23 protein-coding genes and 1 riboswitch are annotated in these 25,624 nt (G+C 62.4%); of the genes, 16 read left to right on the top strand and 7 right to left on the bottom strand.

The genetic code is table 11. The features are described from left to right. The first annotated feature begins 5 nt into the window (after positions 1-5). From AO356_RS08910 to AO356_RS08895, 4 genes are all read left to right on the top strand, one after another. Positions 6-1,406, top strand: a complete 1,401-nt coding sequence (locus tag AO356_RS08910; protein ID WP_060739464.1) for a PIG-L deacetylase family protein — start codon at positions 6-8, stop codon at positions 1,404-1,406. Between the two features lie 84 nt (positions 1,407-1,490). Further along, positions 1,491-2,447, top strand: coding sequence for a glycosyltransferase family protein (locus AO356_RS08905; RefSeq protein WP_060739463.1), 957 nt, complete (start codon positions 1,491-1,493; stop codon positions 2,445-2,447). Between the two features lie 55 nt (positions 2,448-2,502). Then, positions 2,503-3,267: a hypothetical protein gene (locus AO356_RS08900; RefSeq protein ID WP_060739462.1), complete on the top strand. Its 765-nt coding sequence runs from the start codon at positions 2,503-2,505 to the stop codon at positions 3,265-3,267. A gap of 48 nt (positions 3,268-3,315) precedes the next feature. Further along, on the top strand, positions 3,316-4,419 hold the full coding sequence (locus AO356_RS08895; protein ID WP_060739461.1) for a glycosyltransferase family 4 protein: 1,104 nt from the start codon (positions 3,316-3,318) through the stop codon (positions 4,417-4,419). On the opposite strand, the gene AO356_RS08890 is transcribed toward AO356_RS08895, so the two are convergent. Further along, positions 4,405-5,010, bottom strand: coding sequence for a toluene tolerance protein (locus tag AO356_RS08890; RefSeq protein WP_060739460.1), 606 nt, complete (start codon positions 5,008-5,010; stop codon positions 4,405-4,407). The genes AO356_RS08895 and AO356_RS08890 overlap by 15 nt on opposite strands. Before the next feature lie 107 nt (positions 5,011-5,117). Here AO356_RS08890 and AO356_RS08885 point away from each other — a divergent pair, with 107 nt between their 5' ends. From AO356_RS08885 to hldE, 5 genes are all read left to right on the top strand, one after another. Beyond that, a complete protein-coding gene (locus AO356_RS08885; RefSeq protein WP_060739459.1) occupies positions 5,118-6,290 on the top strand; it encodes an O-antigen ligase family protein in 1,173 nt (390 codons plus the stop codon). A 15-nt stretch (positions 6,291-6,305) separates the two neighbouring features. After that, on the top strand, positions 6,306-8,111 hold the full coding sequence (gene msbA / locus AO356_RS08880) for a lipid A export permease/ATP-binding protein MsbA (protein WP_060739458.1): 1,806 nt from the start codon (positions 6,306-6,308) through the stop codon (positions 8,109-8,111). Positions 8,112-8,440: 329 nt separating this feature from the next. Further along, positions 8,441-9,145 (top strand): sulfotransferase family 2 domain-containing protein, encoded by a 705-nt coding sequence (locus AO356_RS08875; RefSeq protein ID WP_060739457.1) that lies wholly within the window; start codon positions 8,441-8,443, stop codon positions 9,143-9,145. After that, positions 9,138-9,746, top strand: a complete 609-nt coding sequence (gene cysC, locus AO356_RS08870; protein WP_060739456.1) for an adenylyl-sulfate kinase — start codon at positions 9,138-9,140, stop codon at positions 9,744-9,746. Before AO356_RS08875 ends, cysC begins: the two co-directional genes overlap by 8 nt. Positions 9,747-9,845: 99 nt before the next feature. After that, positions 9,846-11,267: a bifunctional D-glycero-beta-D-manno-heptose-7-phosphate kinase/D-glycero-beta-D-manno-heptose 1-phosphate adenylyltransferase HldE gene (gene hldE, locus AO356_RS08865; RefSeq protein ID WP_060739455.1), complete on the top strand. Its 1,422-nt coding sequence runs from the start codon at positions 9,846-9,848 to the stop codon at positions 11,265-11,267. Positions 11,268-11,414: 147 nt separating this feature from the next. Here the strand turns inward: hldE and AO356_RS08860 are convergent, their stop codons facing one another. The 4 genes from AO356_RS08860 to AO356_RS08845 all read right to left on the bottom strand — a co-directional run bounded on the left by AO356_RS08860 (position 11,415) and on the right by AO356_RS08845 (position 14,946). Then, positions 11,415-12,380, bottom strand: a complete 966-nt coding sequence (locus AO356_RS08860; protein WP_060739454.1) for a hypothetical protein — start codon at positions 12,378-12,380, stop codon at positions 11,415-11,417. 34 nt (positions 12,381-12,414) lie between these two features. Next, positions 12,415-13,227, bottom strand: a complete 813-nt coding sequence (locus AO356_RS08855; protein ID WP_060739453.1) for an aldo/keto reductase — start codon at positions 13,225-13,227, stop codon at positions 12,415-12,417. Next, positions 13,224-14,399 (bottom strand): NAD(P)/FAD-dependent oxidoreductase, encoded by a 1,176-nt coding sequence (locus AO356_RS08850; protein ID WP_060739452.1) that lies wholly within the window; start codon positions 14,397-14,399, stop codon positions 13,224-13,226. The genes AO356_RS08855 and AO356_RS08850 overlap by 4 nt, the downstream gene beginning before the upstream one ends. Before the next feature lie 214 nt (positions 14,400-14,613). After that, the gene (locus AO356_RS08845; protein ID WP_014336267.1) at positions 14,614-14,946 is read right to left on the bottom strand and encodes a DMT family transporter; all 333 of its coding nucleotides are present in this window, start codon (positions 14,944-14,946) and stop codon (positions 14,614-14,616) included. 103 nt (positions 14,947-15,049) lie between these two features. Between AO356_RS08845 and AO356_RS08840 the strand changes: the two genes are divergently transcribed. Next, positions 15,050-15,940, top strand: coding sequence for a LysR family transcriptional regulator (locus AO356_RS08840; protein WP_060739451.1), 891 nt, complete (start codon positions 15,050-15,052; stop codon positions 15,938-15,940). 22 nt (positions 15,941-15,962) lie between these two features. Beyond that, positions 15,963-17,237, top strand: a complete 1,275-nt coding sequence (gene waaA, locus AO356_RS08835; RefSeq protein ID WP_060739450.1) for a lipid IV(A) 3-deoxy-D-manno-octulosonic acid transferase — start codon at positions 15,963-15,965, stop codon at positions 17,235-17,237. Between the two features lie 183 nt (positions 17,238-17,420). On the opposite strand, the gene AO356_RS08830 is transcribed toward waaA, so the two are convergent. Beyond that, the gene (locus tag AO356_RS08830; RefSeq protein ID WP_060739449.1) at positions 17,421-18,860 is read right to left on the bottom strand and encodes a TolC family outer membrane protein; all 1,440 of its coding nucleotides are present in this window, start codon (positions 18,858-18,860) and stop codon (positions 17,421-17,423) included. Between the two features lie 154 nt (positions 18,861-19,014). Next, positions 19,015-19,120, top strand: a riboswitch (TPP riboswitch). Positions 19,121-19,295: 175 nt separating this feature from the next. On the opposite strand from AO356_RS08830, the gene thiC reads away from it, so the two are divergent. Then, the gene (gene thiC / locus AO356_RS08825; protein WP_060739448.1) at positions 19,296-21,185 is read left to right on the top strand and encodes a phosphomethylpyrimidine synthase ThiC; all 1,890 of its coding nucleotides are present in this window, start codon (positions 19,296-19,298) and stop codon (positions 21,183-21,185) included. 171 nt (positions 21,186-21,356) lie between these two features. Beyond that, on the top strand, positions 21,357-22,649 hold the full coding sequence (gene cytX / locus AO356_RS08820; RefSeq protein WP_060739447.1) for a putative hydroxymethylpyrimidine transporter CytX: 1,293 nt from the start codon (positions 21,357-21,359) through the stop codon (positions 22,647-22,649). Here cytX and AO356_RS08815 read toward each other — a convergent pair. Further along, positions 22,618-23,361 carry a DUF3298 domain-containing protein gene (locus AO356_RS08815; RefSeq protein WP_060739446.1) on the bottom strand — a complete coding sequence of 248 codons (744 nt, stop codon included), beginning with the start codon at positions 23,359-23,361 and terminating at the stop codon, positions 22,618-22,620. The two genes, cytX and AO356_RS08815, sit on opposite strands and share 32 nt — an antisense overlap. A gap of 214 nt (positions 23,362-23,575) precedes the next feature. Between AO356_RS08815 and AO356_RS08810 the strand changes: the two genes are divergently transcribed. The 3 genes from AO356_RS08810 (at position 23,576) to cpdA (ending at position 25,551) form a co-directional block, all read left to right on the top strand. Next, on the top strand, positions 23,576-24,193 hold the full coding sequence (locus tag AO356_RS08810; protein ID WP_060739445.1) for an NUDIX domain-containing protein: 618 nt from the start codon (positions 23,576-23,578) through the stop codon (positions 24,191-24,193). Next, the gene (locus AO356_RS08805; RefSeq protein ID WP_024618006.1) at positions 24,184-24,636 is read left to right on the top strand and encodes a DUF1249 domain-containing protein; all 453 of its coding nucleotides are present in this window, start codon (positions 24,184-24,186) and stop codon (positions 24,634-24,636) included. Before AO356_RS08810 ends, AO356_RS08805 begins: the two co-directional genes overlap by 10 nt. A gap of 99 nt (positions 24,637-24,735) precedes the next feature. Next, complete coding sequence (gene cpdA / locus AO356_RS08800; protein WP_060743086.1) at positions 24,736-25,551, top strand: 3',5'-cyclic-AMP phosphodiesterase; 816 nt, start codon at positions 24,736-24,738, stop codon at positions 25,549-25,551. Positions 25,552-25,624: the final 73 nt, after the last annotated feature.

Here is a 25,624-nt window from a genome sequence, read left to right as displayed (position 1 = left end):
CACCCATGAGTCGCAAGCAACAGTTACTCAAGCGCCACCGTCGCAACAAGCGCGTGGGGTTGTTACTTGCCCTTGTGGTGTTGGTGTCGCTGGGCGTCGGGGTGGCCTGGTGGCTGCCCCTGGTACTGGCGGTGCTGGGCTGGATCGCCCACGAAGCGTGGTTCGCCGATCACCTGTTCTATTCGCCCCGGGACGATTACCAATACAGCTTCCCGCCGTTCACCCAGCAACCCAAGGTGCATTTGAATGCCGGGCGGCTTCGGTTGGACGAAGGCGTGATTCTGGATGATGGCGCGACGCTGATCCTCGCACTGCGGATCAAGAGCACCTGGCTGGGACGTTTCATCGACCCGCTCGTCGAGTTGTCGGGGGGTGAAAGGGACCTGCAAACCTTCGAGCGCGGGGTCAATGGCCTGCGCTATCTCAACCTCAGCGAGCAGGGCCCGGCGTTGTCCCGGGGCGAGCTGCGCCTGCGCGGGCGTCATTGCCGTTTGCTGGGCGAGCCGACGCTGTGGTCCTTCACGCCGCCACCAGTGCAACATCAGCGGGTGATGGTCATCGCTCCCCACGCCGATGATGCTGAGCTGGCCGCCTACGGTTTGTACAGCCAGGCTGACGAGGCCTGGATCGTGACGCTGACAGCGGGTGAAATCGAGGCCGGGCATTATCGGAAGATGGGCCTGGACAGCGTCGAAGCCGCGCGACTCAAGGGCCGTTTGCGAGCCTGGGACAGCATTGCCGTACCCCGCTGGGCCGGCGTGCCTCAAGCGCACTGTGTGCAGTTGGGTTACTTCTGCCTGCAACTGGCGGCGATGCAGGCCGCGCCGAGCCAGCCCCAGGGCTCTCGCGAGGCGGGGCTGAGCGATACCCGGCTATTCCGCCAGTTGAACCCGTTCGCCCTGCCCGGCGATGACGACGGCGCGCCAACCTGGAACAACCTGCTGGCGGACCTGCGCGTGCTGCTGCTCAAGGCGCGCCCCGAAGTCATTGTATTGCCACACCCGACCCTTGATCCGCACCCCGATCATCTCTGCGCCCATCATGCCGTCCTGCAAGCCCTCGAAGGCCTGGAGTGGCAACCGACCACGCTGTTGGGCTATGCCAATCACCTGCACGACAATGACCGCTGGCCCATGGGTGATGCGGGTGCGGGCATTGCGTTGCCGCCGTATTTCGAGCCGGCCCTGCCGATGCAGCCCGTCAGCCTGCCGCTGGCCTTGCCTGGGCAACGCGACAAGGCCATGGCGCTGGGCATGATGCATGACCTGCAACCGCGCGCGCCGTTCAAGCGCCGTCTGCGCCGTGGCATCCAGCGTCTGCTGGCGGGGCGCTCGGGCTCGGTGTATGGCGAGAACGAATTTTTTCGCAAGGCTGTGCGTCGCCATGAACTGTTCTGGCGGCTGTAGAGGCCCAAGGCGGGGCATCTTTGCGCTACGGCGCAAACCGGCCTCCGGTTATTTATCAAGTCGTTCGGTGCCGCAAGGAAAACGATGAAAGTTCTGTTTCTGGTGCAGAAAGAACAGCGGGCCATCCTGGACCGACTCTACGAAGGCGTGGCCGCTCATTGCGAGTGCGACCTGCGCTGGCTCGACAGCAAGGAACAACGCAACCTGCGGGGGTATTTCCGCCAGCATGTGGACGTATCGCGCTATGACCGGATCATATTTTTCCTGCGTTTCAAGCAGGAAATTCGTCAGGCCGGCTTCATCCGCACGATCCCCAACCTGGTGATCCTCGAGCACGATGCCTACCAGAATTACATTCCGTGCAAATACACCGGAAAATTCAGCGCGCATTACCGTCGCCTGCCGTGGGTACGGGTGATCAGTTCCGGCTTCGTGGTGACCGAACGTCTGCGTGGCGAAGGTTTCGATGCGGTATTCGTGCCCAAGGGCTACGATCAGTCGTTGTTGCAGGATCAGGGGCGTGAACGGGATATCGAGTTGGCCTTCGTCGGCAGCACCAACAGTGTGGCCTATAGTGGGCGCAAGGCGCTGCTGGATGAGCTTGGCCAGGTTGAGCCTCTGGTCGTGACCCGGACCAAGTCCGGCGAAGAGTATTGCGAGACCCTCAACCGTATCCGCTTTTTCGTCAGTGCCGACGTGGGCATGGGCGAATTCATGATCAAGAATTTCGAAGCCATGGCCTGCGGCTGTGTGCTGCTGGCGTTCGATCAGGGCATCGAAGAGGCGCGGGCGCTGGGGTTGCAGGACATGCATAACGTGGTGTTGTACCGTGACATCCCGCAACTCCAGGAAAAGCTTTCCCGGCTGCGCGCCGACCCCGAGCTGGCGCGCAATGTGGCGCACAACGGCCAGAAGCTGGCGCTGGAACAGTTCAGTTTCGCGCGCATCGGGCAGAAAATCGTTGAAGCATTGGCGCCGCCGCTGCGGCCTCGTGCCCCGTTGAGTCTGCTGGAGACATTGCGCCTGAAGCTGGGCGTTTGATACGAACCGTTGAGCCATCCGGTGTTCAGATGGCGTTTGACTAAATGGTATTTCAGTGCAGTTTTCCGACGATAGTGACATTACCCTGGTGGTAACCAGTTGCGGCCGGCTCGATCTGCTCAAGCAGACCCTGGAGAGCTTCGACCGTTTCAATACCGCGCCGATCCGTGAGGTCTTCATTACCGAAGATGCCGGCGACGAAGGCGTGCATGCCGTCATTCCCGCTCACTGGAAGGACCGCACGACGGCCTTCGTCAATCGACCGAAGCTGGGGCAACTGGCTTCGATCGACCTGGCGTACGAGCATGTCAAGACGGCTTACATCTTTCATTGTGAGGATGACTGGGCGTTCTATCGTCCGGCGTTCGTGGAAGATTCGCGCACGATCCTGGAGCAGCGACCGGATGTTCTTCAGGTGTGGTTGCGCAACTATGTCTACGATTTGTGCGTACACAGTCCCTACATCCGCCTGGGCGAGCGTGAAGTCATTGGCGGCGTGCCCTGTTATCCATTGATTTCAGACAAGGCCGAATGGCAAAGCTTCTCGCTCAATCCTGGCCTGCGGCGGTTGAAGGAGTATCGGCTTTGTGCCCCTTTCGCCGGTTTCGGCGGTGAAAAAGCCTTGTCGCTTCGTTATGCCCAACTGAACTTGACGGCGGTCACGCTCGAAGGGGATGCTGTTTTGCATACCGGATTCGGGGTCCATGTGGAAGTGCCCGTGGAGCGCCAGCGCAAGGCCCGCCGCAAGCGCCGCGAGCAGATCAAGTTGTCCTTGGTTCTCTTGCTCGGAGTCTGTATTGGCTGGCTTATCAACTACTGAATGCCGCGAAGCATGAATCCTGGTCCGCGATAAAAGGTTTGCTGCTCGATGAGCATTATCAATGTCATGTGGGCGGGCGGTGCACCGTTCGCTTCGGTACACAAGGTCCATAATCAGATTCTCTCGCGGATGGAACCAGCGATGCCTGTCAAGACATGGCTCTTGCAGGGGACGGCGGCTGCCTGCCAGATCGATGTCGGGGCGACGCTTGAGTGGAATATGACATCGGCCCGGCTCAAGGGCCGACACGTCTGGCGCCTGCTCAAACCCCTGATGCGCAGTCGTTTCCGTCAGGCGTTGCTCGACAGCGATGCGCGGGTGGTATTGCTCGATGGCATCGGCGTGGCCCGTACCTTGTTGCCGGTCCTCAAGGCTATGCCGCAGATCCGCGTGGTGGTGATTTTCCATGGTGCGACACGCCTCAATCCTTCGGGTCGCGAACTGTTGCGCGGCTTCCCTGCCTCCCGCCTGACCCTGGCAGCGGTATCCCAGACCCTGGCGACATCGCTCCAGGACGAGTTGGGCATGCAGGTCGCTGCGCTGCGTAGCGCGTTCGATCCGGCGCAATTCCAGGCCGCGCTGTTGCCTCGCGAAGCGGCACGTGCCCGACTGGGTTTGCCTGGCCCGCAGATGCGCATATTTGGCGCGGTGGGACGGCTGGTGGACAGCAAGGGGTTCGCCTGTCTGTTGGAGGCCTTTGGCCGGGTAGCGGCCCACCATCCCGATTGGCGCCTGGTGATTGTCGGCGAGGGGCCGAGGCGCGAAGCGCTGCAAGCGCGGATCGCCCGGCCGGACCTGGTCGGCAAGATCTTGCTGGTCGGGCATCTGGAGGATGTGGCGACGCTCTATCGGGCATTTGACTGGGTGTTGATCCCGTCCCTGGACGAGGGCCTTGGGCTGACCCTCCAGGAGGCTGTCCTGGCTCGTGTCCCGGTGCTGGCCAGCGAACTTGCGGTCTTTCGTGAGCAGTTGGGCGACACCGGCTGGTATGCGATGCCCAACGACGAAAGCGGCTGGAGCGAGGCGATCGAACGAGCGGCGCAGGCTTCGGCCGATACGGTCGCCGCGGCCCAGTACCGGGCACTGGCCCCTGACGAGGCCTGGTCGAGCTTCAGCCAGGTCGCGCGGCAGTTGATCTCAGGCAGCCAGTAGGGCGTTCTCCAATGCTTGCATCGGAAAGCTCTCGTTCAGGTTCTCTCGGGCAATATAACGAGCGAAATGCTGCAAGTTGCGACGTGCCAGGTAGCGTGGCAGCGGCGAACGCAGGAAGCGCATGTCGGCCACATCGATCAGCCCCAGTTGGTTTTCAGGCGTGACTACGATGTTGCCCAGGTGCAGCGAGCGAAAATAAATACCGCTGGCATGCAGGCTGCGGATCAACTCGACAAGTGCTGGAAGGGTATGCTGCCAGCTGAAATTTTCCTGATTCGATAATTGACGCAGGGTTTTACCGGGAAGCGGTCGATACAGTACGGCGGTCATGCCGGGTTTTTGCAGTTTGTAGAGGGCCAGCACTTGGAGGGTCGGTACGCCGAGCTTCTGCAGGCGGGCCGCATTATTGATGAATCGCGTTGAATAAGGCCTTAGCAGGGCCGAAGAAAACAGCCGCTTGCGGCGAAACAGCTTGAGGATATTCCCATCCTGCAGCAGATAGACTTTTGGGCCGTAGCTGTCGGCCTCCAGAATGCTGGCGCCTTCAATCAATTGATTCAAAGCGGCTTGGGGAAGCCGTGAGGATTGCATCGTAGGGAAACCTTGTTGAAAGAACCGGTGCCGTGGCGGGCCATGATGCCCAAAAGTTTTTGTTTTCACCATGCCGGTTTGGCTGGTAGACCGTTTAGGAGCGTTAGATGCAGGCAACACGTTGGGCACAGGGCTGGATGGCCTTTGGCTTGTTATGGTTTTTGCTGGCGATAGCCCTGGCACCGACCAACAAGATTTATCAACAAGGGTTGGTTGCATTTGTCTGGCTGCCGGTGATCGTCTTTGCCTGGCCGGCCCGTCATCGGCTGGCAGAGTTATGGCGTGCCCAGCGCGTGATCTACACGGCGTTGCTGGCGCTGATGGCCTGGGCCCTGGTGACACTGGCCTGGGCCGAAGTGGCAGAGCCTGCCCGCGAAGCCAAGCGATTGATCTACATCCTGGCGTTCCTGTTGTTTTTCCCGATTTTTGCCAACGGCCAACCCGAACGCGTGATTCGCGTCATGCAATGGGGTGGCCTGGGGCTTGCGCTGACGGCCTTGATGGCCATCATCTATTTCTACGGGTATACGAACCATCCTTGGAATGCGCGCCTGCAAGGGCTGGGGGAGTTGTCCCATCCCATCCTCGGCGGCTATGTGATCGGGTTAGCGGCGATCTGGATGTTGCATTGGATGCCGCGTCATATGGGGCTGCAAGTGCTTTGGGTCGTGGCCTTGGGGCTGTTGGGGATATTCGTGGTGGCGAGCCAGAGTCGCGGCGCTGCGCTGGCCTTGCTGCTCAGCGTGTTGGCCATGCCGCTCTATTGTCGGGACCAGCGGGTCCGGATTATCGCCGCCACGACCCTGGTGCTGGCCATGCTGACCTTCTGGTTGCTCGAGCCGCTGGTCATGGCGCGCGGTGCTTCCTATCGGCCCGAGATTTTCATGTCGAGCCTGCACATGATTGCCGAACGCCCATGGGGTGGTCTTGGCGTGGCGGCCGACTATCGGGTTATCAGCCACGGCCTCAAGTTCGATCACGCCCACAATCTGTTCAGCCATGTCGCCATTCAACTCGGGCTGCCGGGGCTGCTGCTGTGGTGCATTGTCTGGTTCGGGGTGTTGCGCGAAGCCTGGCGTGCCCGGGAAAGCCTGCTGGGTCGGGGCGTGCTCGGCATGTGGGTGTTTTCGTTCCTGGCAATGCAGTTCGATGCCGCGAGCCTGACCGGAACCCCTCGCGCCGAATGGTTCATTACCTGGCTGCCAATTGGCCTGGCCAGCGTTTTGACCTGGGCGCAGGCCAATGCCGGTGGCTGTGATAAAATTCCGCGTTCTTCCTAACCAGTGAGCCCGACGATGAGTGACGCACCGCCCAAAGCGGAACAGGATTCCAGCCTGAAGATCTATTTTCGGTTGCTGGGATACGTCAAACCCTACGCGGGCATTTTTCTGCTGAGTATCCTGGGTTTCGTGATATTTGCTTCGACCCAGCCCATGCTGGCCGGGATTCTCAAATATTTCGTCGACGGCTTGAGCAACCCCGATGCGGTGCTCTTTCCCAACGTGCCGTACCTCAAGGACTTGAAACTGCTGATGGCGGTGCCGCTGCTGATCATTCTGATCGCTGCCTGGCAGGGCCTGGGGTCGTTCCTGGGCAACTATTACCTGGCCAGGGTTTCCCTGGGGCTGGTGCATGACCTGCGGGTCGAATTGTTCAAGAAGTTGCTGGTGCTGCCCAATCGCTACTTCGACACCCACAACTCCGGCCACCTGATCTCCCGAATCACCTTCAACGTGACCATGGTCACCGGTGCGGCCACCGATGCCATCAAGGTGGTGATCCGCGAAGGTCTCACCGTGGTGTTCCTCTTCGCCTACCTGGTGTGGATGAACTGGAAGCTGACCCTGGTGATGTTGGCGATCCTGCCGCTGATCGCGGTCATGGTCAGCAGTACCAGCAAGAAATTCCGCAAGCAGAGCAAAAAGATCCAGGTGGCCATGGGCGACGTGACTCACGTTGCCTCCGAGACCATCCAGGGCTACCGCGTGGTGCGCAGCTTCGGCGGCGAGGCCTATGAAGAGCAGCGCTTTACCAGCGCCAGCCAGGGCAACACCGACAAGCAATTGCGCATGACGCGTACCGGCGCGGTCTATACGCCGATGCTGCAACTGGTGATCTACACCGCCATGGCGGCCCTGATGTTCCTGGTGCTGTTCCTGCGCGGTGACGCGACGGCCGGTGACCTGGTGGCCTACATCACGGCTGCCGGCTTGCTGCCCAAGCCGATTCGCCAACTCTCGGAAGTCAGCTCCACCATCCAGAAAGGCGTGGCCGGTGCCGAGAGCATCTTCGAGCAACTGGACGTCGAGCCGGAGGTCGACGGGGGGACGGTCGAGCAGGAACGGGTCAGCGGTCGTCTCGACGTGCGCAACCTGAGCTTCACCTACCCCGGTGCTGACCGCGAGGTGCTCAAGGACATCAGCTTCAGCGCGGCACCCGGGCAGATGATCGCGCTGGTGGGGCGTTCGGGCAGCGGCAAGTCGACCCTGGCGAGCCTTATCCCGCGCTTCTATCACCACGAGGTCGGCCAGATCCTGCTCGATGACGTGGAAATCGAAGACTACCGCCTGCGTAACCTGCGTCGTCATGTCGCCCAGGTGACCCAGCATGTCACCCTGTTCAACGACACGGTGGCCAACAATATCGCCTACGGCGACCTGGCCGGTGCGCCACGGGCCGACATTGAGAAGGCGGCCCGGGATGCCTATGCGATGGACTTCATCGAGCAGTTGCCCAATGGCCTGGACACCGAGGTGGGCGAAAACGGCGTGCTGTTGTCCGGCGGCCAACGCCAGCGCCTGGCCATTGCCAGGGCATTGTTGAAGAACGCGCCGCTGCTGATCCTCGACGAGGCCACCTCGGCGCTGGACACCGAATCCGAGCGGCATATCCAGGCTGCGCTGGACCAGGTGATGAAAGGCCGTACGACCCTGGTCATCGCCCACCGTTTGTCGACCATCGAAAAGGCCGACCTGATCCTGGTGATGGACCAGGGCCGGATCGTCGAACGAGGGACCCATGGCGAGCTCTTGGCGCAGAACGGCTACTACGCGCGCCTTCATGCCATGGGGCTGGACGCTCCCGCCCAGAATATCGCCTGAGTTCCAGGCCCCAGGCTATGAGCCGGCCTGTTTCTCTCGGCCGGCTTCGCTCCCACAAGTCCGGTGTTGGACACACATGTTGCATGCACCTCAGAACCAATGTGGGAGCGAGCTTGCTCGCGAAGGCGGTGTGTCTGCGCCGATGGTATTGAATGTGTCGATGCCATCGCGAGCCCGCTCGCTCCCACTGAGTTTGTATCGAAAACTTTACCTGCGTTGACCAATCCACAATAAATCCGCGATTCGTGACTGCTAAGGTTTGGCTCCAGGACTTTCCTGAACCAACTCCAGTCATCGAGGGGGGGCATCCCTCCCGCGCGGGTGTTTGAATGCTGCAACGCTATCTCTGGAAGCTGCTGCCCAAGTCGCAGCGCTCCTTTCTGTTGGGGCGCCTGTCGGTTGTCGACCGACAGGTCGTGAACAAGTCGATGTCGGCCAATTGCCGTTTTCCCGAGGCGTTTGCCCAGCGCGCCTGCCTGTTCATCCATGTGCCCAAATGCGCCGGCAGCAGTGTTTGCGTGGGGCTTTTCGATGGCTACAGCCCGGGCCACTTGCCGCTGTATTGGTACGAAGAGCAGTTTGCGCAGCAGTACGCCGCCAGTTTCAAATTTGCCTTTGTTCGCGATCCGCTGGAGCGTGCGTATTCAGCCTATGCTTTCCTGCGGGGCAATACGTTGGGCGCACGCGATCAGGCGGCGCAGAAGATGGTGGGCCAATACCGCGACTTCGATGATTTCGTCGCGCGATGGCTGCACCCGGAGAACATCACCCGGCAATTGCATTTCGCCGCTCAGACGGATTTTCTCATCGATTCCCTCGGCCACCTGGCGATGGACTTCATCGGCTACCAGGAATATCTGGACCGGGACTATCAGCGAGTGTGCGAACACCTGGGAGTGGTCGCGAGGTTGCCCCATGTGAACCATAGCTGGCAGCGCGCCACGGTGCCGGTCAGGGACATTTGCTCAGTGCGGACCCGTCGACTGGTGCGGCGGGTGTACCAACGTGATTACGAGATGCTTGGTTATGAATGAAACGTCAAACGTATCGATGCAGCAGGCGCAGATTCGTCCTTATGCACAGGCGCTCACGCCGGCGGATCGGGCGGCCATCAAGGCCCAGCGGCCGCGCTGCATCTGGCTGACAGGATTATCGGGGGCGGGCAAGTCGACCCTGGCCAATGCCTTGGAAGTGCAGCTCAACCAGCAGGGCTTGCACACCTCCCTGCTCGATGGCGACAACCTGCGCCAGGGGTTGTGCCGGGGCCTGGGCATGGATGCCGAGTCCCGCAAGGAAAATATCCGCCGTATCGCCGAGGTCGCGCGCCTGATGGTCGATGCCGGCCTGATCGTCATCGTTGCGGCCATCTCACCGTTTCGGGCCGACCGGGAAGCTGCCAGGCAGTTGTTTCCCGAGGGCACCTTCGTGGAGGTTTATGTGAGTACACCTTTTGACGTCTGCGCCCGGCGTGACCCCAAGGGGTTGTACCGCGAGGCCTGTGCCGGGCGGATCAAGAACTTCACCGGGCTCGACAGCCCCTACGAGGCCCCCCTTGCGCCAGACTGCGCGATCGATACCAGCGAGGTGGAGCTGGCCCAGGCCTGTGCGCGGCTCTCGGCGTTGCTGCAAATCTGATGGAGCGAACGTCCTGGCTTCGCGTTGCAGCCATGGACAAGCCTTCGCCAACCCTGTGCTAATATCGCGGCCCTGTTCATTTTGTATGTGGGATGCTCCATGAAGTTGTCCATGCCGCGATTCGATCAAGCCCCTGTATTGGTGGTCGGCGATGTCATGCTCGACCGCTACTGGCATGGCGGTACCTCACGGATTTCCCCTGAGGCGCCGGTACCGGTGGTCAAGGTCGAGCACATCGAGGATCGCCCCGGCGGTGCCGCCAACGTTGCCCTGAACATCGCTGCCCTCGGCGCACCGGCCTCCCTGGTGGGCGTGACCGGCGACGACGAGGCTGCCGACAGCCTGGCCAACAGCCTCAAGGGCGCAGGCGTACGTGCGATATTCCAGCGCGTTGCGCACCAGCCGACCATCGTCAAGCTGCGGGTCATGAGCCGTCACCAGCAACTGCTGCGCATCGATTTCGAAGAACCTTTCGCCACCGACCCCCTGGCCCTCGGTGCCGAGGTCGACAACTTGCTCGAAGGCGTCAAGGTCCTGGTGCTGTCGGACTACGGCAAAGGCGCGTTGAAGAATCACCAGGCGCTGATCCAGGCCGCCCGTGCCCGTGGCATTCCGGTCCTGGCCGACCCCAAGGGCAAGGATTTTTCCATCTACCGTGGCGCCAGCCTGATCACGCCGAACCTCAGCGAATTCGAAACCATCGTCGGCGGTTGCGTCGATGAGCACGAACTGGTGAGCAAAGGCGCGCAACTGATGCAAGACCTCGACCTCGGCGCCCTGCTGGTGACCCGTGGCGAGCACGGCATGACCTTGCTGCGCCCCGGTCACCCTGCGTTGCACCTGCCGGCCCGTGCCCGTGAAGTGTTCGACGTGACGGGTGCCGGCGACACCGTGATTTCCACGCTGGCCGCGGCGATCGCTGCCGGCGAGGAACTGCCCCATGCGGTCGCCCTGGCTAACCTGGCGGCGGGCATTGTCGTCGGCAAGCTCGGCACGGCAGCCATCAGCGCCCCCGAGCTGCGCCGCGCCATCCAGCGCGAGGAAGGCTCCGAGCGCGGCGTGCTGGGCCTGGAGCAACTGCTGCTGGCCGTTGATGACGCCCGTGCCCACAACGAGAGCATCGTCTTCACCAACGGTTGCTTCGACATCCTGCACGCCGGCCATGTGACCTACCTCGAGCAGGCCAGGGCCCAGGGGGATCGCCTGATCGTCGCGGTCAATGACGATGCCTCCGTGAGCCGTCTCAAAGGGCCGGGGCGCCCGATCAACAGCGTCGACCGGCGCATGGCGGTCCTGGCCGGCCTGGGCGCAGTGGACTGGGTGATCAGCTTCAGCGAGGGCACGCCGGAAAACCTGCTGCGCCAGGTGAAGCCGGATGTGCTGGTCAAGGGCGGTGACTACGGGATCGACCAGGTCGTCGGCGCGGACATCGTCGCGGCCTACGGCGGTACCGTGAAGGTGTTGGGGCTGGTGGAAAACAGCTCGACGACGGCGATTGTGGAGAAGATCCGCAACAACTGATGCGTCAGGCAAAGCGCAGAACCTGTGGGAGCGAGCTTGCTCGCGATAGCGGTGTGTCAGCCAAATCGAGGCTGAATGATCCAACGCCATCGCGAGCAAGCACGCTCCCACAGGGCCCATTGTCCAGCCAGAAAATGGGCATCAGGCCTAACGAGCCACCTTGCGCGGCACGATCTTCTTGAGCAACTGCCGGGCCTTGCCCTTGAGCCGGGTCAGGCTCGACTCCTTGCCCGGTGGCGTCAGCCCTTGCTGGCGCAGCCAGTCCTTCCAGCGAATCCGCTCGTCACGCACCAGCCAGCCGTCCTGCCGGGCGAAACTTTCCGCCAGGTACAGCCCCCGGGTGCTGGCCGGGTACAGTTGATCCTTTTTCAAGGTATACAGCTCGGGCAAGGGCTGCCCATCCTGCAGCGGCATCAGGTACAGGTCCGGTCGCTTGCGGTCCAGGCGTGCCACCAACTGATCGCCTTCCAGGCGCTCATCGACGTGAAACAGGCTCAGGGACTTGGCTTCCTTGGGCACGTCCAGGCGCAAGTCATAGATCAATTGCAGGGATGCCGTCGGCAGGTGCACGTAGGCCCGTGGCCGTTCGATCAGTTGCAGGTTGGCGCTGCGCACCGGGCGGGCCGAGCCCGACAGGGGCGTCAGGCGAAACGGCAAGGCCTCGCGGTAGTGCAAGGCCGTGGCGTAGGGGGCTGGCAGCCAGGTGTCGTTGAAGCGCCCGCCCAGCCAGCCTTCAGGGGTTTCCAGCAGGCATTCTTCGGCGATCTCGCTGATGGCGGTGAGCAGCGGCAGGTTCAGTTCATGGGCCGGGACGTAGCCGGAAATCAGCTTGAGCACCACGTCGCCGCGATCCTGCCGACGCTGGCGTACCAGCACCCAATAGTCGCGGTTCTGCCAATGCAGGGTCAGGCGCACCGAGACGCCCAGGTTCGCCAGCTCCAGGGAAAAACGCTCGGCATCGGCCACTGCGACAGGGCGGCGGCGCTGCAAGGTCTGGGCAAAATTCAGCGGCATCCCGACGCTCTGGTAAGTCAGGCCTTCGGGGGTCGCTTCGACGAACAGGGGCAGGGTCTTGAAGTTGCTGGGGTTCTTTCTGATGAGCGTACGCGGCATGTCGGCTCCTTCCTTCAGGCCGCGTAGGGCGGCGTCAGCGTTTACGCAGGACCGTGGCTACGGTCGCGACGTTATGGGCGAGGTGCAGCGGATTGATGGTGCCGACAATAGCACTGGCGACCCCAGGATGCTCAAACAACAGTTCGAAACTGGCACGAACCGGGTCTACCCCGGGGCTCAGGCAGGCGTGGCCGCTGGCCAGGGCCTTTTTCACCAGGATCGCTTTGCCGTGTTCGTTGGCGTAGTCAATGACCGTCTTTTCGCCTCGTTCGTTCAGATTGTAGGTGACCATCGCGCAATCGCCTTGCTCCAGGGCCTTCAAGCCGCCGTCGACGGTCTTGCCGGAAAAACCGAAGCCGCCGATCTTGCCTTCACGCTTGAGCGCCGCCAAGGTCGGGTAGACCTCGCTGTCGTTGAGGATCGCCAGGTCGTTGCCGTCGGAGTGCACCAGGACCAGGTCGATGTAGTCGGTTTCCAGGCGCTTGAGGCTGCGTTCCACCGAGAATCGGGTATGGGCGGCACTGAAGTCGTGGCGTGACTGGCCGTCACTGAATTCTTCGCCGACCTTGCTGACAATCACCCAGTCGTGACGTTGGCCGCGCAACAGCGGGCCGAGGCGTTCTTCGCTGCGACCATAGGCCGGTGCGGTGTCGATCAGATTGATCCCCAGGTCGCGCGCGAGTTTGAGCAACATGCGCGCTTCGTCGTCATCGGGAATCTGAAAGCCGTTGGGGTATTTGACGCCCTGGTCGCGGCCCAGCTTGACGGTGCCCAGGCCCAGGGGGGAAACCCGCGGGCCGTCATGGCCCAGAGGGCGATAGAGGTCATGCAGGGTTGCTTGGCTCATGGCAGCAGTTGCTCCCAGGCAGGCACGCCCATGGGCGGCTTCGGCAGGTCCGGCAGCGGAGCCGGGTGACTGGGCTGGATGCCATCGCGTTGCAGCGCGTTGACCACCCGATCGGCGAAGTCCGGCGCCAGGGCCAGTTTGGTCGGCCAGCCCACCAGCAGGCGATCCTGCTCGGCGAGGAAGGCGTTGTCCGGGCGGGTCAGGCCCGACTGCAATGGCTCGGCGCGGTCAACCCGCAACGTGGCCCATTGCGCGGTGCTGAGGTCGATCCAGGGCAGCAATTGGCCCAGTTCTTTCTGCGCGACGGCGATCTGCTCGGCGGGGGCTCGGGCGATGGCATCGCCTTCGGCGAGGTCGCCCCCCAGGTACCAGACCCATTGGCCATTGGCGGCCGGGTGGGTGGTCACGGTGACGCGTGGCTTCGGCCCGCCGCCCAGGCAATGGGCGTAAAGCGGCTTGAGGCTCGGCCCCTTGGCCAGGACCATGTGCAACGGCCGGGTCTGCATGGCCGGTTTGTCCAGGCCCAGGGCTTTGAGCAGGTCAGCGGTGCCCGCGCCCGCGCTGAAGACAATGCGCTGGGCCCGAATCTCACGGTCGTCGACCCTCAGTCCGACCCATTCACCGGCTTCGCGCAGTGGCTCGATGCGCTGCCCGGCCAGCAGGCTGTCGCCAGCCAGTTCCGCCAGGCGCTCGATCAGGCTGGGAACATCCACCACCAGCTCGGCCAGGCGATAGACCTTGCCCTTGAAGCGCTTGTCTTGCAGGGCCGGCGGCAATTGGTCGCCCTTGACCTGGTCGACCCGTCCGCGCACGGCCTTGCTGGCAAAGAAACTGGTGAGGTTGCCGGCCAGGGTGCCGGGGGACCAGAGGTAATGGGCATCGGACAGCATGCGCACGCCGGACAGGTCCAGTTCACCGTCACCTTTCAGGGCTTCGCGCCAGCGGCGCGGCATGTCGGCGATGGCTTCCGAGGCCCCGGTCAGGGCGCCATGCAAGGCATACTTGGCGCCGCCATGGATGATGCCCTGGGATTTGACACTCTGCCCGCCACCGAGGCTGGCGCTTTCCACCAGCACGGTTGAAAACCCCAGGCGGCGCAAGCGCGCGTTCAGCCAGAGGCCGGCGACTCCGGCGCCGACAATCAGGATGTCGGTGGAAATAACGGATGGCATGCAGCGACCTCAGTGTTCAAGACAAGGGCGCAGTATACAGACTCGATAGGGATGGGATTTTGTTGGTGATCAATCGCGATGGCGATAAACCTGTGGCGAGGGAGCTTGCTCCCGCTTGGGTGCGAAGCGCCCACTAGAAATGGGACCGCTTCGCGATCCAGCGGGAGCAAGCTCCCTCGCCACAAAAGTATTCCAATTGATGATCAGTATGTTTTCAGTGCCCGGCGGTCTTGGAAAACAGCTGGATCACCACCACCCCCAACACAATCAGCGCCATCCCCAGCATCGCTGGCACGTCCAGTTTCTGTCCGTAGATGAACAGCGCCGCCACGCTGACCATGACGATCCCCAGTCCGGCCCAGACCGCATAGGCCACGCCCACCGGTACGGTGCGCACCACCAGCGTCAGCATCCAGAACGCGGTGCCGTAGCCGACGACGACCAGCAGTAAGGGCAGGGGTGTGCTCAGGCCCTTGATCGCTTTCATCGAAACAGTGGCGATCACTTCGGCGCAGATGGCGATGGCCAGGTAGTAGTAGGCGTTCATGGGCAGTTCCTCTTTGACGGTTGCGTCTTTCGATGGGGCCATTCTAGAGATCGCCCAGATGCGGTAAAGTCATTACCTATCTGTAATGGAGATAGGTTGAGCCATGAACGTACAGTGGAACCTGGAGCAATTGCGGCTGTTTGTCGGGGTCGCCGAGAAACGTTCGTTTTCCGCCGTGGCCCGGGACCAGCGCAAGGCGCAATCGGCCATCAGCAGCGCGATCGCCTTGCTGGAAGACGACTTGGGGGTGAGCCTGTTCGAGCGCAGCAGCGGCCGCCAGCCCAGGCTCACCGACGCGGGGGAAGCCCTGCTCGAAGAGGCGAGGGAGGTACTGCGCCAGTGCGAGCGCCTCAACGGTCGGGCCCTGGCCTTGATGCGCGGGCAGGAAGCGTCGCTGCGCCTGGCCCAGGATGAAGCCATGCCCTATCAACCGGTCATCGACAGTCTGGCGGCCCTGGCCGAGCAATTTCCCACCCTCGAAGTACAACTGGCCAGCGCCGCCCAGGGCGACGTGGCGCGCAAACTGGTGGAGCGGCGCGCCGACCTCGGCTTGCTGTTCTATCACGACCAGATCCCTGAGGCGTTGGAGCGCCGGGTACTGGGCAGCGTCGAAATGGTCACGGTGTGCGGCCGGGACCATCCCCTGGCGAACCATGGTTATGTGACCTGCCGGGAAATGGCCCGGCACCGCCAGTTGTTGATGGCGACCCAGTCCAGCGTCTATCCCGGCAGCGAGCAGGCCAGCCCGCAGGTCTGGCGGGCCGACAGTTTCTATGTGTTGGCCGAGTGGCTGAGGAGTGGCCTGGGCTGGGCCTGGCTGCCACGGCACGTGGTGCAGTACCCGGCGTACCTGGGGGACATGGTCGAACTCAGCAGCGAATGGACCCCGCCGGCCCTGGTGGTGGAACTGGTCTGGCGCCGCGACGAACCCCTGGGGCCGGCGGCCCGTTGGCTGGCGGAACGTTTTGCCGTGCAGTTGCAGGCGATCGGCTGAAAAACCGATAAACTCCGCCGCCATGAACAGAACTCTCTATAGCGCGTTGTTTTATCTGGGGCTGCCACTGGTAGCGATTCGGCTGTGGCTGCGGGCACGCAAGGCGCCGGCTTATGCCCGGCGCATCGGCGAGCGCTTTTCCTGGGGGCTGCCGACCCTGGTGCCTGGGGGGATCTGGGTCCACTCGGTGTCGGTGGGCGAGAGCATTGCCGCCGCGCCGATGATCCGCGCCTTGCTGCAACGTTATCCACAGTTGCCCATCACCGTCACCTGCATGACGCCCACCGGGTCGGAACGGATCCAGGCGATGTTCGCCAACGAGCCGCGCATCCAGCACTGTTATCTGCCTTACGACTTGCCTTGTGCCGCCAAGCGTTTTCTCGACCGGGTCCGCCCGGTCCTGGCGGTGATCATGGAAACCGAGCTGTGGCCCAATCACATTCACCAATGCGCCAGGCGCGGCATTCCGGTGGCCCTGGCCAACGCGCGGTTGTCGGAGCGTTCGGCCCGGGGTTATGCACGCTTTCCCAAGCTCACCCGGCCCATGCTCGCCGAGATGAGCCTGTTCGCCGTACAGACCGAAGCCGAAGCCGAGCGTTTTCGCCAGTTGGGCGCCCGGGTGGAAACCGTCGAGGTCACCGGCTCCATCAAGTTCGACCTGACCATCGACCCGCAACTGCTCGAAGACGCCAGCGCCTTGCGCCGCCAGTGGCAGGCAACCGAGCGCCCGGTGTGGATCGCCGCCAGCACCCATGAAGGTGAAGACGAAGTGGTACTCGCTGCTCACCGTCGGCTGCTCGACAGTTATCCCGATGCGTTGCTGATCCTGGTGCCGCGTCATCCCGAGCGCTTCGACTCAGTGCACCAGTTGTGTGAAAACGAAGGCCTGGTCACGGTGCGGCGCTCCAGCGGCCAGCCGGTTACCGCCCAGGCTTCGGTGCTGCTCGGCGACACCATGGGCGAACTGCTGTTTCTCTACGCGTTGGCCGACAGCGCGTTTGTCGGTGGCAGCCTGGTGCCCAACGGTGGGCACAACCTGCTCGAACCGGCGGCCCTGGCGAAACCGGTGCTCAGTGGGCCGCACCTGTTCAACTTCCTCGAAATCGCCGCGCAACTGCGTGCTGCCGGAGCGCTGGCGGAAGTGGAAGATGCCGAGAGCCTGGCCCTGGCGGTGCAGCGTCTGTTCGAACTGCCCCGCGACGCCCAGCGCATGGCCGAGGCAGGGCTGAAGGTGATGCGCACCAACCAGGGCGCGTTGCAGCGGTTGCTGGAGGGGTTGGGGCGGTTGCTCGGCTGAGTGGTGGGGCAAGGCCTGTGGGTGCAAAGTCTGTGGGAGCAAGGCTTGCCCGCGATGGATGCAACCCGGTCTTTGCTTAAACCGCAGTGCCTGCATCGCGAGCAAGCTTTGCTTCCACAGGCCTTGCTTCCCACAGTTCTACTTCAAAAGGCCTGACCCTACAGCCATGCTCCTACAGGTTTTTCACTGCGCCGGCCGCGAGCGCAACTGCTGTGCCGCTGCCTGGGCCAGGTCCGGCGGCAGGAAGTCGCGGTCGGGGTTGTAGTCGGGCTTGAGGTAGCGCGACAGGTCCTGCAGGTCCGCCGGGCTCAGCGTCCCGGCCGCTTGCTTCAGGCGCAGGTTGTCGAGGATGTAGTCGTAGCGGGCGTTGTTGTAGTTTCGCACCGAGGTGTACAGCTGCCGCTGGGCATCGAGCACATCGACGATGTTGCGTGTGCCCACCTGGTAGCCGATTTCCGTGGCTTCCACTGCGCTCTGGTTGGAGATGATCGACTGGCGCCGGGCCTGGACCTGCTCCACGTCCGTGTTGACCGCACGGTGCAGGTTACGGGTGTTTTCCACCACCTGCCGGCGCAGGCCTTCGCGTTGCTGTTCGGTCTGGGTGAGCTGCGAGTACGACTCGCGCACTTGGGAACTGGTCAGCCCGCCGCTGTAGATCGGGATACTCAATTGCAAACCGATGGTGCGTTGCTCGGCATCACCGCCATAGCGCTGCCCGGTCGGGCTCGGGTTGGTGAAGCCGAGGCCGTCGTTGTCGCCTTTCTTGTACTGGGCGATCGCATCGAGGGTCGGCGCATGACCGGCCTTGCGTTGGCGCAGGGTGTCTTCGGCGGCATCAACGGCGTAGTTGCTGGCCAGCAGGTTCAGGTTCTGCTTGGCCGCCGTGTCGACCCAGGCCTTGGCATCGTTCGGTGCCGGCGGCAGGATCGGCAGGGTGTGGACGATGCCCTGGAGCGAGTTGTACTGGCGGTTGGTCAGGGTGATCAAGGCTTCGAAGGCGTCGTCGACCTGACGCTGGGCAAGGATCCGGTTGGCCCGCGCCGTATCGTAGCTGGCCTGGGATTGCAGCACGTCGGTCTTGTCCGACAGGCCCACGTCGAAGCGCTCGTTGGACTGGTCGAGCTGGCGCTTGAACGCCGCTTCCTCAGCCTTGGTCGAGGCCAGGTTGTCCTGGCTGCGCAGTACATTGAAGTAGCTCTCGGCGCTTTGCAGGATCATGTTCTGTTCGGTGGCCGACAGTTGCAGCGAGGCTTGTTCGTTGACGGACTTGGCCGCCTGCAGTTGGAACCAGCGGTCGGCACGGAAAATCGGTTGGGACAGCGTGGCCTGGTAGACCGTGGAGCTGCGGGTAGCGGTCATTGCCGGCTGGTCGAGCTCGGTACGGGTGTTGTTCAGGTCGGCGCCGGCCGAAAGGTTGGGCAACAACCCGGCACGCGCCTGGGGCACCACTTCCTTCTGGACGCCGTATTGGGCACGGGCGGCGGCCAGGTCGGCGTTGTTGTCCACCGCTTCCTGATACACGCTCACCAGATCGGTTTTGGTGGTCAGGGGCGCTTCGGCAGCCCAGGCCATTCCGTTGGACGCACAAGACACGGCGAGGGCCAGTGAAAGTTTGCGCAGCATGAGGCGATCCCTACTTCTCGAATGTTTGCGCACAAGAGGCGCGGCGTAGCGAGTGTAGTTGCGCGCAGGCACGGCAACAATCCTGTATATGCGCCATTCATCACGGCTTTTACCCGAGTGATGGCGTTCTGTGGTGGTTGTGTCTAGACTGGCCGGGTTCTTGTCGGGGTGCCTTGCTATGAGGCTGAGATCGAATAATTTCGGATCCCGTTGAACCTGATCAGGTTAACGCCTGCGTAGGGAACAAGATTTCTCGTCACCCGGCGAGTCCTCTTGTGCTTCGTCCGGGATGTTGTTCGACCATCGACTTTCGATCTTCGAGCATCCTCGAACAGCAAGCACAGCGTCCGCACTTTCGTGCAGGGACGTGTCCATTCGCTACAGGTTCGCTCCGACAAAAATCCACTGCCTGGATGTGTGTCTGGAGAGCCCGTGATGACGACAAAAGCAAAAAACGCGACCAACCTCAGCGATTCGGCCAAGGTCGATGAGCAATCGGTCCAGCCCTTTACCCGCTCGCAAAAAACCTATGTCCAGGGCAGCCGCCCGGATATCCGCGTACCCATGCGCGAAATCAGCCTCGACGTGACCCCCACCGACTTCGGCGGCGAGATCAACGCGCCAGTGGTGGTGTACGACACCTCGGGCCCGTACACCGACCCGAACGTGATCATCGACGTGCGCAAAGGCCTGGCCGACGTGCGTTCTTCGTGGATCGAAGCCCGTGGCGACACCGAGCGCCTGGCGGGCCTGAGTTCCAACTTCGGCCAGGAACGCCTGGCCGACCCCGAGCTGACCAAGCTGCGCTTCGCCCACGTGAACAACCCGCGTCGGGCCAAGCCCGGCGCCAACGTCAGCCAGATGCACTATGCGCGCAAAGGCATCATCACCGCCGAGATGGAATACGTCGCCATCCGCGAAAACATGAAGCTGGAAGTCGCCCGCGCCGCCGGCCTGCTGGACCAGCAACACGCCGGCCACAGCTTCGGCGCCAGCGTGCCGAAAGTCATCACCCCGGAGTTCGTGCGCGATGAAATCGCCCGTGGCCGCGCGATCATCCCGGCCAACATCAACCACACCGAACTGGAACCGATGATCATCGGCCGTAACTTCCTGGTGAAGATCAACGGCAACATCGGCAACAGCGCGCTGGGTTCGTCCATCGAAGAAGAAGTGGCGAAGCTGACCTGGGGCATCCGCTGGGGTTCGGACACGGTCATGGACCTGTCCACCGGCAAGCACATCCATGAAACCCGCGAGTGGATCATCCGCAACTCGCCGGTGCCGATCGGGACCGTGCCGATCTACCAGGCCCTGGAAAAAGTCGGCGGCGTGGCCGAAGACCTGACCTGGGAGCTGTTCCGCGACACGCTGATCGAGCAGGCCGAGCAGGGCGTCGACTACTTCACCATCCACGCCGGCGTGTTACTGCGCTATGTGCCGATGACCGCCAAGCGCGTCACCGGGATCGTCAGCCGTGGCGGTTCGATCATGGCCAAGTGGTGCCTGGCGCACCATAAAGAAAACTTCCTCTACACCCACTTCGAAGACATCTGCGAAATCATGAAGGCCTACGACGTCAGCTTCTCGCTGGGCGATGGCCTGCGTCCGGGCTCGATTGCCGACGCCAACGACGAAGCGCAGTTCGGCGAGCTGGAAACCCTCGGCGAGCTGACCAAGATCGCCTGGAAGCACGATGTGCAATGCATGATCGAAGGCCCTGGCCACGTGCCGATGCAGTTGATCAAGGAGAACATGGACAAGCAGCTCGAGTGCTGCGACGAGGCGCCGTTCTACACCCTCGGCCCACTGACCACCGACATCGCGCCGGGCTACGACCACATCACCTCCGGTATCGGTGCGGCGATGATCGGCTGGTTCGGTTGCGCCATGCTCTGCTACGTCACACCGAAGGAACACCTCGGCTTGCCGAACAAGGATGACGTGAAGACCGGGATCATCACCTACAAGATCGCCGCCCACGCGGCCGACCTTGCCAAGGGCCACCCGGGCGCGCAGATCCGTGACAACGCCTTGAGCAAGGCGCGTTTCGAGTTCCGCTGGGAAGACCAGTTCAACCTCGGCCTGGACCCGGACACTGCCCGTTCGTACCACGACGAAACCCTGCCGAAGGACTCGGCCAAGGTGGCGCATTTCTGTTCGATGTGCGGGCCGAAATTCTGCTCGATGAAAATCACCCAGGAAGTGCGCGAGTACGCGGCCAACCAGCGCATTGAAGCGGTGGATGTCGACGTTGCCCAAGGCTTGGCGGAGCAGGCGGAGCGGTTCAAGCAGGAAGGTAGTCAGCTTTACAAGAAAGTGTGATGTGAGCCGAGGGGGCGGTGTTTTCACTGCCCTCATCGCGAGCAAGCTCGCTCCCACAGGGGGTCTACTGTGGACACAAAAAACTGTGTGCACCTGTGATCCCTTGTGGGAGCGAGCTTGCTCGCGATAGCGGCCAAAAAAACAACAAATATTCCTCTGAGATAACAACCCTTGAACATCCAACCCAGCACCTACTCCCCTGACGCCGCGGTCCCCCTGGACAAGCGCGTCTTCGGCGCCCGCGATCTGTTTTCCCTGTGGTTCTCCCTCGGCATCGGCCTGATGGTCCTGCAAGTCGGCGCCTTGCTCGCGCCGGGCCTGGGCCTGAGCGGTTCGTTGCTGGCCATCTTCCTCGGCACGCTGGTGGGCGTCCTGCTGCTGGCGGCGGTCGGGGTGATCGGCAGTGACACTGGCCTGTCGGCCATGGCCGCCCTCAAGCTCAGCCTGGGCGGCAAGGGCGCGAGCGTGCCGGCGGTGTTGAACTTGCTGCAATTGATCGGCTGGGGCTCGTTCGAAATCATCGTCATGCGTGACGCCGCCAGTTTGCTCGGCGCGCGGGCCTTCAGCGAAGGCAGCCTGGGTTCGAACCCGCTGCTGTGGACGCTGTTCTTCGGCGCCCTGGCGACCCTGCTCGCGGTGAGTGGGCCGTTGACCTTCGTGCGCAAGGTCCTGCGCAAGTGGGGCATCTGGTTACTGCTGGCGGCCTGCATCTGGTTGACCTGGAACCTGTTCGCCAAGGCTGACCTGGCCGCGTTGTGGGCCCAGGCGGGCGATGGTTCAATGCCGCTGGCGGTGGGGTTCGACATCGCTATTGCCATGCCGCTGTCGTGGTTGCCGCTGATCGCCGACTACTCACGCTTCGGCCAACGCGCCAAGAACGTCTTCGGCGGCACGGCCGTGGGTTTCTTCATCGGTAACTTCTGGCTGATGAGCCTGGGCGTGGCCTACACCCTGGCCTTCGCGCCGAGCGGTGAAGTCAACGCGTTGCTGCTGGCCCTGGCCGGTGCCGGGCTGGGCATTCCGTTACTGCTGATTCTGCTGGACGAGTCGGAAAACGCCTTCGCCGACATCCACTCGGCGGCAGTGTCCAGCGGCATGCTGTCGGGGTTGAAGGTCGAGCACCTGGCCTTGGCGATTGGCGTCATCTGCACCTTGATCGCCTGCTTTGCACCGTTGGCGCAATACCAGAACTTCCTGTTGCTGATCGGCTCGGTGTTCGCGCCGCTGTTCGGCGTGGTGCTGGTGGACCACTTCATCCTGCGCAAACGCAGCAGCCAAGTGGTGTCAGCCGCGTTGCGCTGGCCGGCCCTGTTGGCCTGGCTGGGTGGGGTGAGCACTTATCACTTGCTGGCCAACCTCTATCCGGATGTCGGTGCAACCCTGCCGTCGCTGATTCTGGCAGGGTTGCTGCAACTGCTGTTGGGTCGGGCTTTCAGCTACGGCCGGGGAACAGCTCGGGCTTGAGGATGCCATTGAGGCGCGGATAGGCGATCTTCAGTTCGATGTGGCCCAGGGCGTACGGCGCGATGGTGCTCACTTCGTACTTGAGGATCACCCCGCCGTAGGTCAGCGCCACGTGCGGGGTTTTCTGGAAGGACCACTGTTTCAGGAACTCGGGTTCCTGATCCAGCTTGGTGCTGATCAGCCAACTGTTGTGGGCGACTTGCGCGGCTTTCCAGAAGGCTTCTTCCTGGCCTGGCAGCAGCATGTCCGACAGGGTCAGCACCTTGTGCTGCTGGCGCGAATAGTTGATGAAGCCGCGCCCTGGCGTGCCATGGGCACCGCCGGTGTCCAGGTAGCTGGACAATTCGATGATCACCAGGCCGTCATGTTGCTCGCGTACCTTGGCCTGCAAATAGCTGCTGTTGCGCGGTGCGGCGTTGCGCAAGAACTGTTCGCGGTAGGCCGCCAGCGTCGGTGCCACCGGGGCGTCCGGAGTGCGGGTCATTTGCAGCAGGCGTTTTTCGACGATGCCGTCCAAGGCAGGCTCGGTGGGAAAGTGCAGGGTATCGATGTTCACCAATGGGCAGTCGGCGCTGGCGCAGCCAGGCTGCAATTGTTCCGAAGCGTCGCGGGTGGTCTCCAGCGGTGCGCGATAGTTGGGTTGGAACAGGCTTTGGCAAGCGCCCAGGGTCAGGGCAATGGCAGCCACGGAGGCGGTTTTGAAAAGCGACATGGGCGTCCTTCATGAAACACGGAAAGGCAAAAAGTTACCCGCTTCGACTGTCGGCAAGGCAATCAGTTCGCCACTAAGCTCATTAGAGTGATTTTCAGCGCAGCCGTCCATCCCGATCACCGGAAAGGGGCTGCATCAAAGGGTACGGGCGCGTTAGGATGGCGCGAAGCCGAGGTTGGAACCTCGTATTGATCCATTGCACACGAGGATTGTCATGACCGACTTCGCCAACGCCGCACCGAACACCGTGGACATCGTCAAGCGTGAAACCTGCTTCAAGGGTTTCTATAAGCTCGACCGCCTCGTCTTGCGCCACGAGTTGTTTGCCGGTGGCATGAGCCGTGAGATCAGCCGTGAACTGTTCGTGCGTCATGACGCGGTGTGCGTGCTGCCCTACGATCCGCAGCGCGATGAAGTGGTGTTGATCGAGCAGTTTCGCGTGGGGGCCATTGGCAAGACCACCAACCCCTGGCTGGTGGAACTGGTGGCCGGCCTGATCGACAAGGATGAACAACCGGAAGAAGTTGCTCATCGCGAAGCGCAGGAGGAAGCTGGGCTTGTCTTCGCTGCGCTTTGGCCGATGACTCAGTATTTTCCATCGCCAGGCGGCAGCAATGAATTCGTACATTTGTTCTTGGGGCGTTGCGACAGCACGGGGGCAGGCGGCCTGCATGGCCTTCTGGAAGAAGCCGAAGACATTCGGGTGAAGGTCTGGGCCTACGAAGATGCCTTGCAAGCCGTGCGCGACGGGCGTATCTGCAACGCGGCCAGCATCATTGCCTTGCAATGGCTGGCCTTGAATCGCGATGAAGTGAGGGGGCTATGGTCCTGAACAAGCTGCGCGACCGCTATCGCGTCGATCTGGTGGGGTTGCAGGCCGCCTGCGAAGCCAACTACGCCCGCCTGATGCGCTTGTTGCCGGACATGCGCAACGACCCGTTGCCGCGCCGCATCGCCGTGACCCACGGCGACCAGATGCTCGGCGTGCTGGCCCTGGAAGTGCTGCAGACCTGTCCCTACACCACCACCTTGCAGGTGCGCCAGGAACACAGCTTGCCCTGGTTGCCGGTGCCACAGCTGGAGGTTCAGGTCTATCACGATGCACGCATGGCCGAAGTCGTCAGCGCCGAGCATGCACGACGCTTTCGTGGCATCTATCCTTATCCCAATGCCTCGATGCACCAGCCGGATGAAAAGGCCCAGTTGAACCTGTTCCTGGGCGAGTGGCTGAGTCATTGCCTGGCGCTGGGCCACGAGTTCGAAGTCGTTCGGTAGTTGTGAACCGGTTCCGGTTCGCGGGTTTCCCCTTTCGATCGTCCCCCAGCATAATTGCGGCTTCATGCAACGGCGTGATTGCGCCTGGGAGAGAGCGATTTGCCGAGCGTATCCAGCTTGACCACTGCCGATACGGCGTTGTTGGTCCAACTGTCCGATAGCCATTTGTTCGCCGAGGCCGATGCCTCGTTGCTGGGCATGAATACCCGTGACAGTTTGCGGGCGGTCATCGATCTGGTGCTCAAGCAGCAGCCGGACATTGACCTGATGCTCGCCACGGGGGATCTGTCCCAGGACGGCACGCTGGAGTCCTACGCGGCGTTTCGCCAGTTGACTGCACGAATCGATGCGCCAGCGCGGTGGATTCCCGGTAACCATGATGAGCCGCGGGTGATGCTCGAGGCGGCGGTCAAGAGTGCGTTGCTCGATCCGGTGGTGGACATCGGCAATTGGCGGGTGACGATGCTGGACTCGGCCGTGCCGGGTTCGGTGCCGGGTTTTTTGGCCGAGGAGCAGTTGATTCTGTTGGCCAATGCGCTGAGCGAGGCGCCGGAGCGGCATCATCTGGTGTGTCTGCACCATCATCCTGTTTCGATTGGGTGTGCGTGGATGGAGCCGATTGGGTTGCGTAATCCGGAGGCTTTGTTTGCGGTGTTGGATCGGTTTCCACAGGTGCGGGCGGTGCTCTGGGGGCATGTGCATCAGGAGGTCGATCGGGTGCGCGAGGGGGTTCGTTTGTTGGCTTCGCCTTCGACTTGTATTCAGTTTGAGCCGGGGAGTGAGGATTTTGCGGTGGGCGCGCAGGCGCCGGGGTATCGGTGGTTGCGGCTTTGGCCGGATGGGCGGTTGGAGACGGGGGTTGAGCGGGTGGTTGGGTTTGCGTTTACCCCTGACTATGAGTCCAACGGGTACTGAGTTCGGCCCAACTGTGGGAGCGAGCTTGCTCGCGATGGCGGTCTGATTGAGTACATATCCATTTCTGCGGTAA

Source organism: Pseudomonas fluorescens, from assembly GCF_001307275.1.
Taxonomy (GTDB): Bacteria; Pseudomonadota; Gammaproteobacteria; order Pseudomonadales; family Pseudomonadaceae; genus Aquipseudomonas; species Aquipseudomonas fluorescens_AA.
This window is presented reverse-complemented; position numbering and strand designations above follow the sequence as displayed.

Excerpts from the sequence above, each read along its gene's own strand:
- AO356_RS08910 (WP_060739464.1), top strand. The coding sequence starts at position 6 with ATGAGTCGCAAGCAACAGTTACTCAAGCGCCACCGTCGCAACAAGCGC.
- AO356_RS08905 (WP_060739463.1), top strand. The coding sequence starts at position 1,491 with ATGAAAGTTCTGTTTCTGGTGCAGAAAGAACAGCGGGCCATCCTGGAC.
- AO356_RS08895 (WP_060739461.1), top strand. The coding sequence starts at position 3,316 with ATGAGCATTATCAATGTCATGTGGGCGGGCGGTGCACCGTTCGCTTCG.
- AO356_RS08890 (WP_060739460.1), bottom strand. The coding sequence starts at position 5,010 with ATGCAATCCTCACGGCTTCCCCAAGCCGCTTTGAATCAATTGATTGAA.
- AO356_RS08885 (WP_060739459.1), top strand. The coding sequence starts at position 5,118 with ATGCAGGCAACACGTTGGGCACAGGGCTGGATGGCCTTTGGCTTGTTA.
- msbA (WP_060739458.1), top strand. The coding sequence starts at position 6,306 with ATGAGTGACGCACCGCCCAAAGCGGAACAGGATTCCAGCCTGAAGATC.
- AO356_RS08875 (WP_060739457.1), top strand. The coding sequence starts at position 8,441 with ATGCTGCAACGCTATCTCTGGAAGCTGCTGCCCAAGTCGCAGCGCTCC.
- cysC (WP_060739456.1), top strand. The coding sequence starts at position 9,138 with ATGAATGAAACGTCAAACGTATCGATGCAGCAGGCGCAGATTCGTCCT.
- hldE (WP_060739455.1), top strand. The coding sequence starts at position 9,846 with ATGAAGTTGTCCATGCCGCGATTCGATCAAGCCCCTGTATTGGTGGTC.
- AO356_RS08860 (WP_060739454.1), bottom strand. The coding sequence starts at position 12,380 with ATGCCGCGTACGCTCATCAGAAAGAACCCCAGCAACTTCAAGACCCTG.
- AO356_RS08855 (WP_060739453.1), bottom strand. The coding sequence starts at position 13,227 with ATGAGCCAAGCAACCCTGCATGACCTCTATCGCCCTCTGGGCCATGAC.
- AO356_RS08850 (WP_060739452.1), bottom strand. The coding sequence starts at position 14,399 with ATGCCATCCGTTATTTCCACCGACATCCTGATTGTCGGCGCCGGAGTC.
- AO356_RS08845 (WP_014336267.1), bottom strand. The coding sequence starts at position 14,946 with ATGAACGCCTACTACTACCTGGCCATCGCCATCTGCGCCGAAGTGATC.
- AO356_RS08840 (WP_060739451.1), top strand. The coding sequence starts at position 15,050 with ATGAACGTACAGTGGAACCTGGAGCAATTGCGGCTGTTTGTCGGGGTC.
- waaA (WP_060739450.1), top strand. The coding sequence starts at position 15,963 with ATGAACAGAACTCTCTATAGCGCGTTGTTTTATCTGGGGCTGCCACTG.
- AO356_RS08830 (WP_060739449.1), bottom strand. The coding sequence starts at position 18,860 with ATGCTGCGCAAACTTTCACTGGCCCTCGCCGTGTCTTGTGCGTCCAAC.
- thiC (WP_060739448.1), top strand. The coding sequence starts at position 19,296 with ATGACGACAAAAGCAAAAAACGCGACCAACCTCAGCGATTCGGCCAAG.
- AO356_RS08815 (WP_060739446.1), bottom strand. The coding sequence starts at position 23,361 with ATGTCGCTTTTCAAAACCGCCTCCGTGGCTGCCATTGCCCTGACCCTG.
- AO356_RS08810 (WP_060739445.1), top strand. The coding sequence starts at position 23,576 with ATGACCGACTTCGCCAACGCCGCACCGAACACCGTGGACATCGTCAAG.
- AO356_RS08805 (WP_024618006.1), top strand. The coding sequence starts at position 24,184 with ATGGTCCTGAACAAGCTGCGCGACCGCTATCGCGTCGATCTGGTGGGG.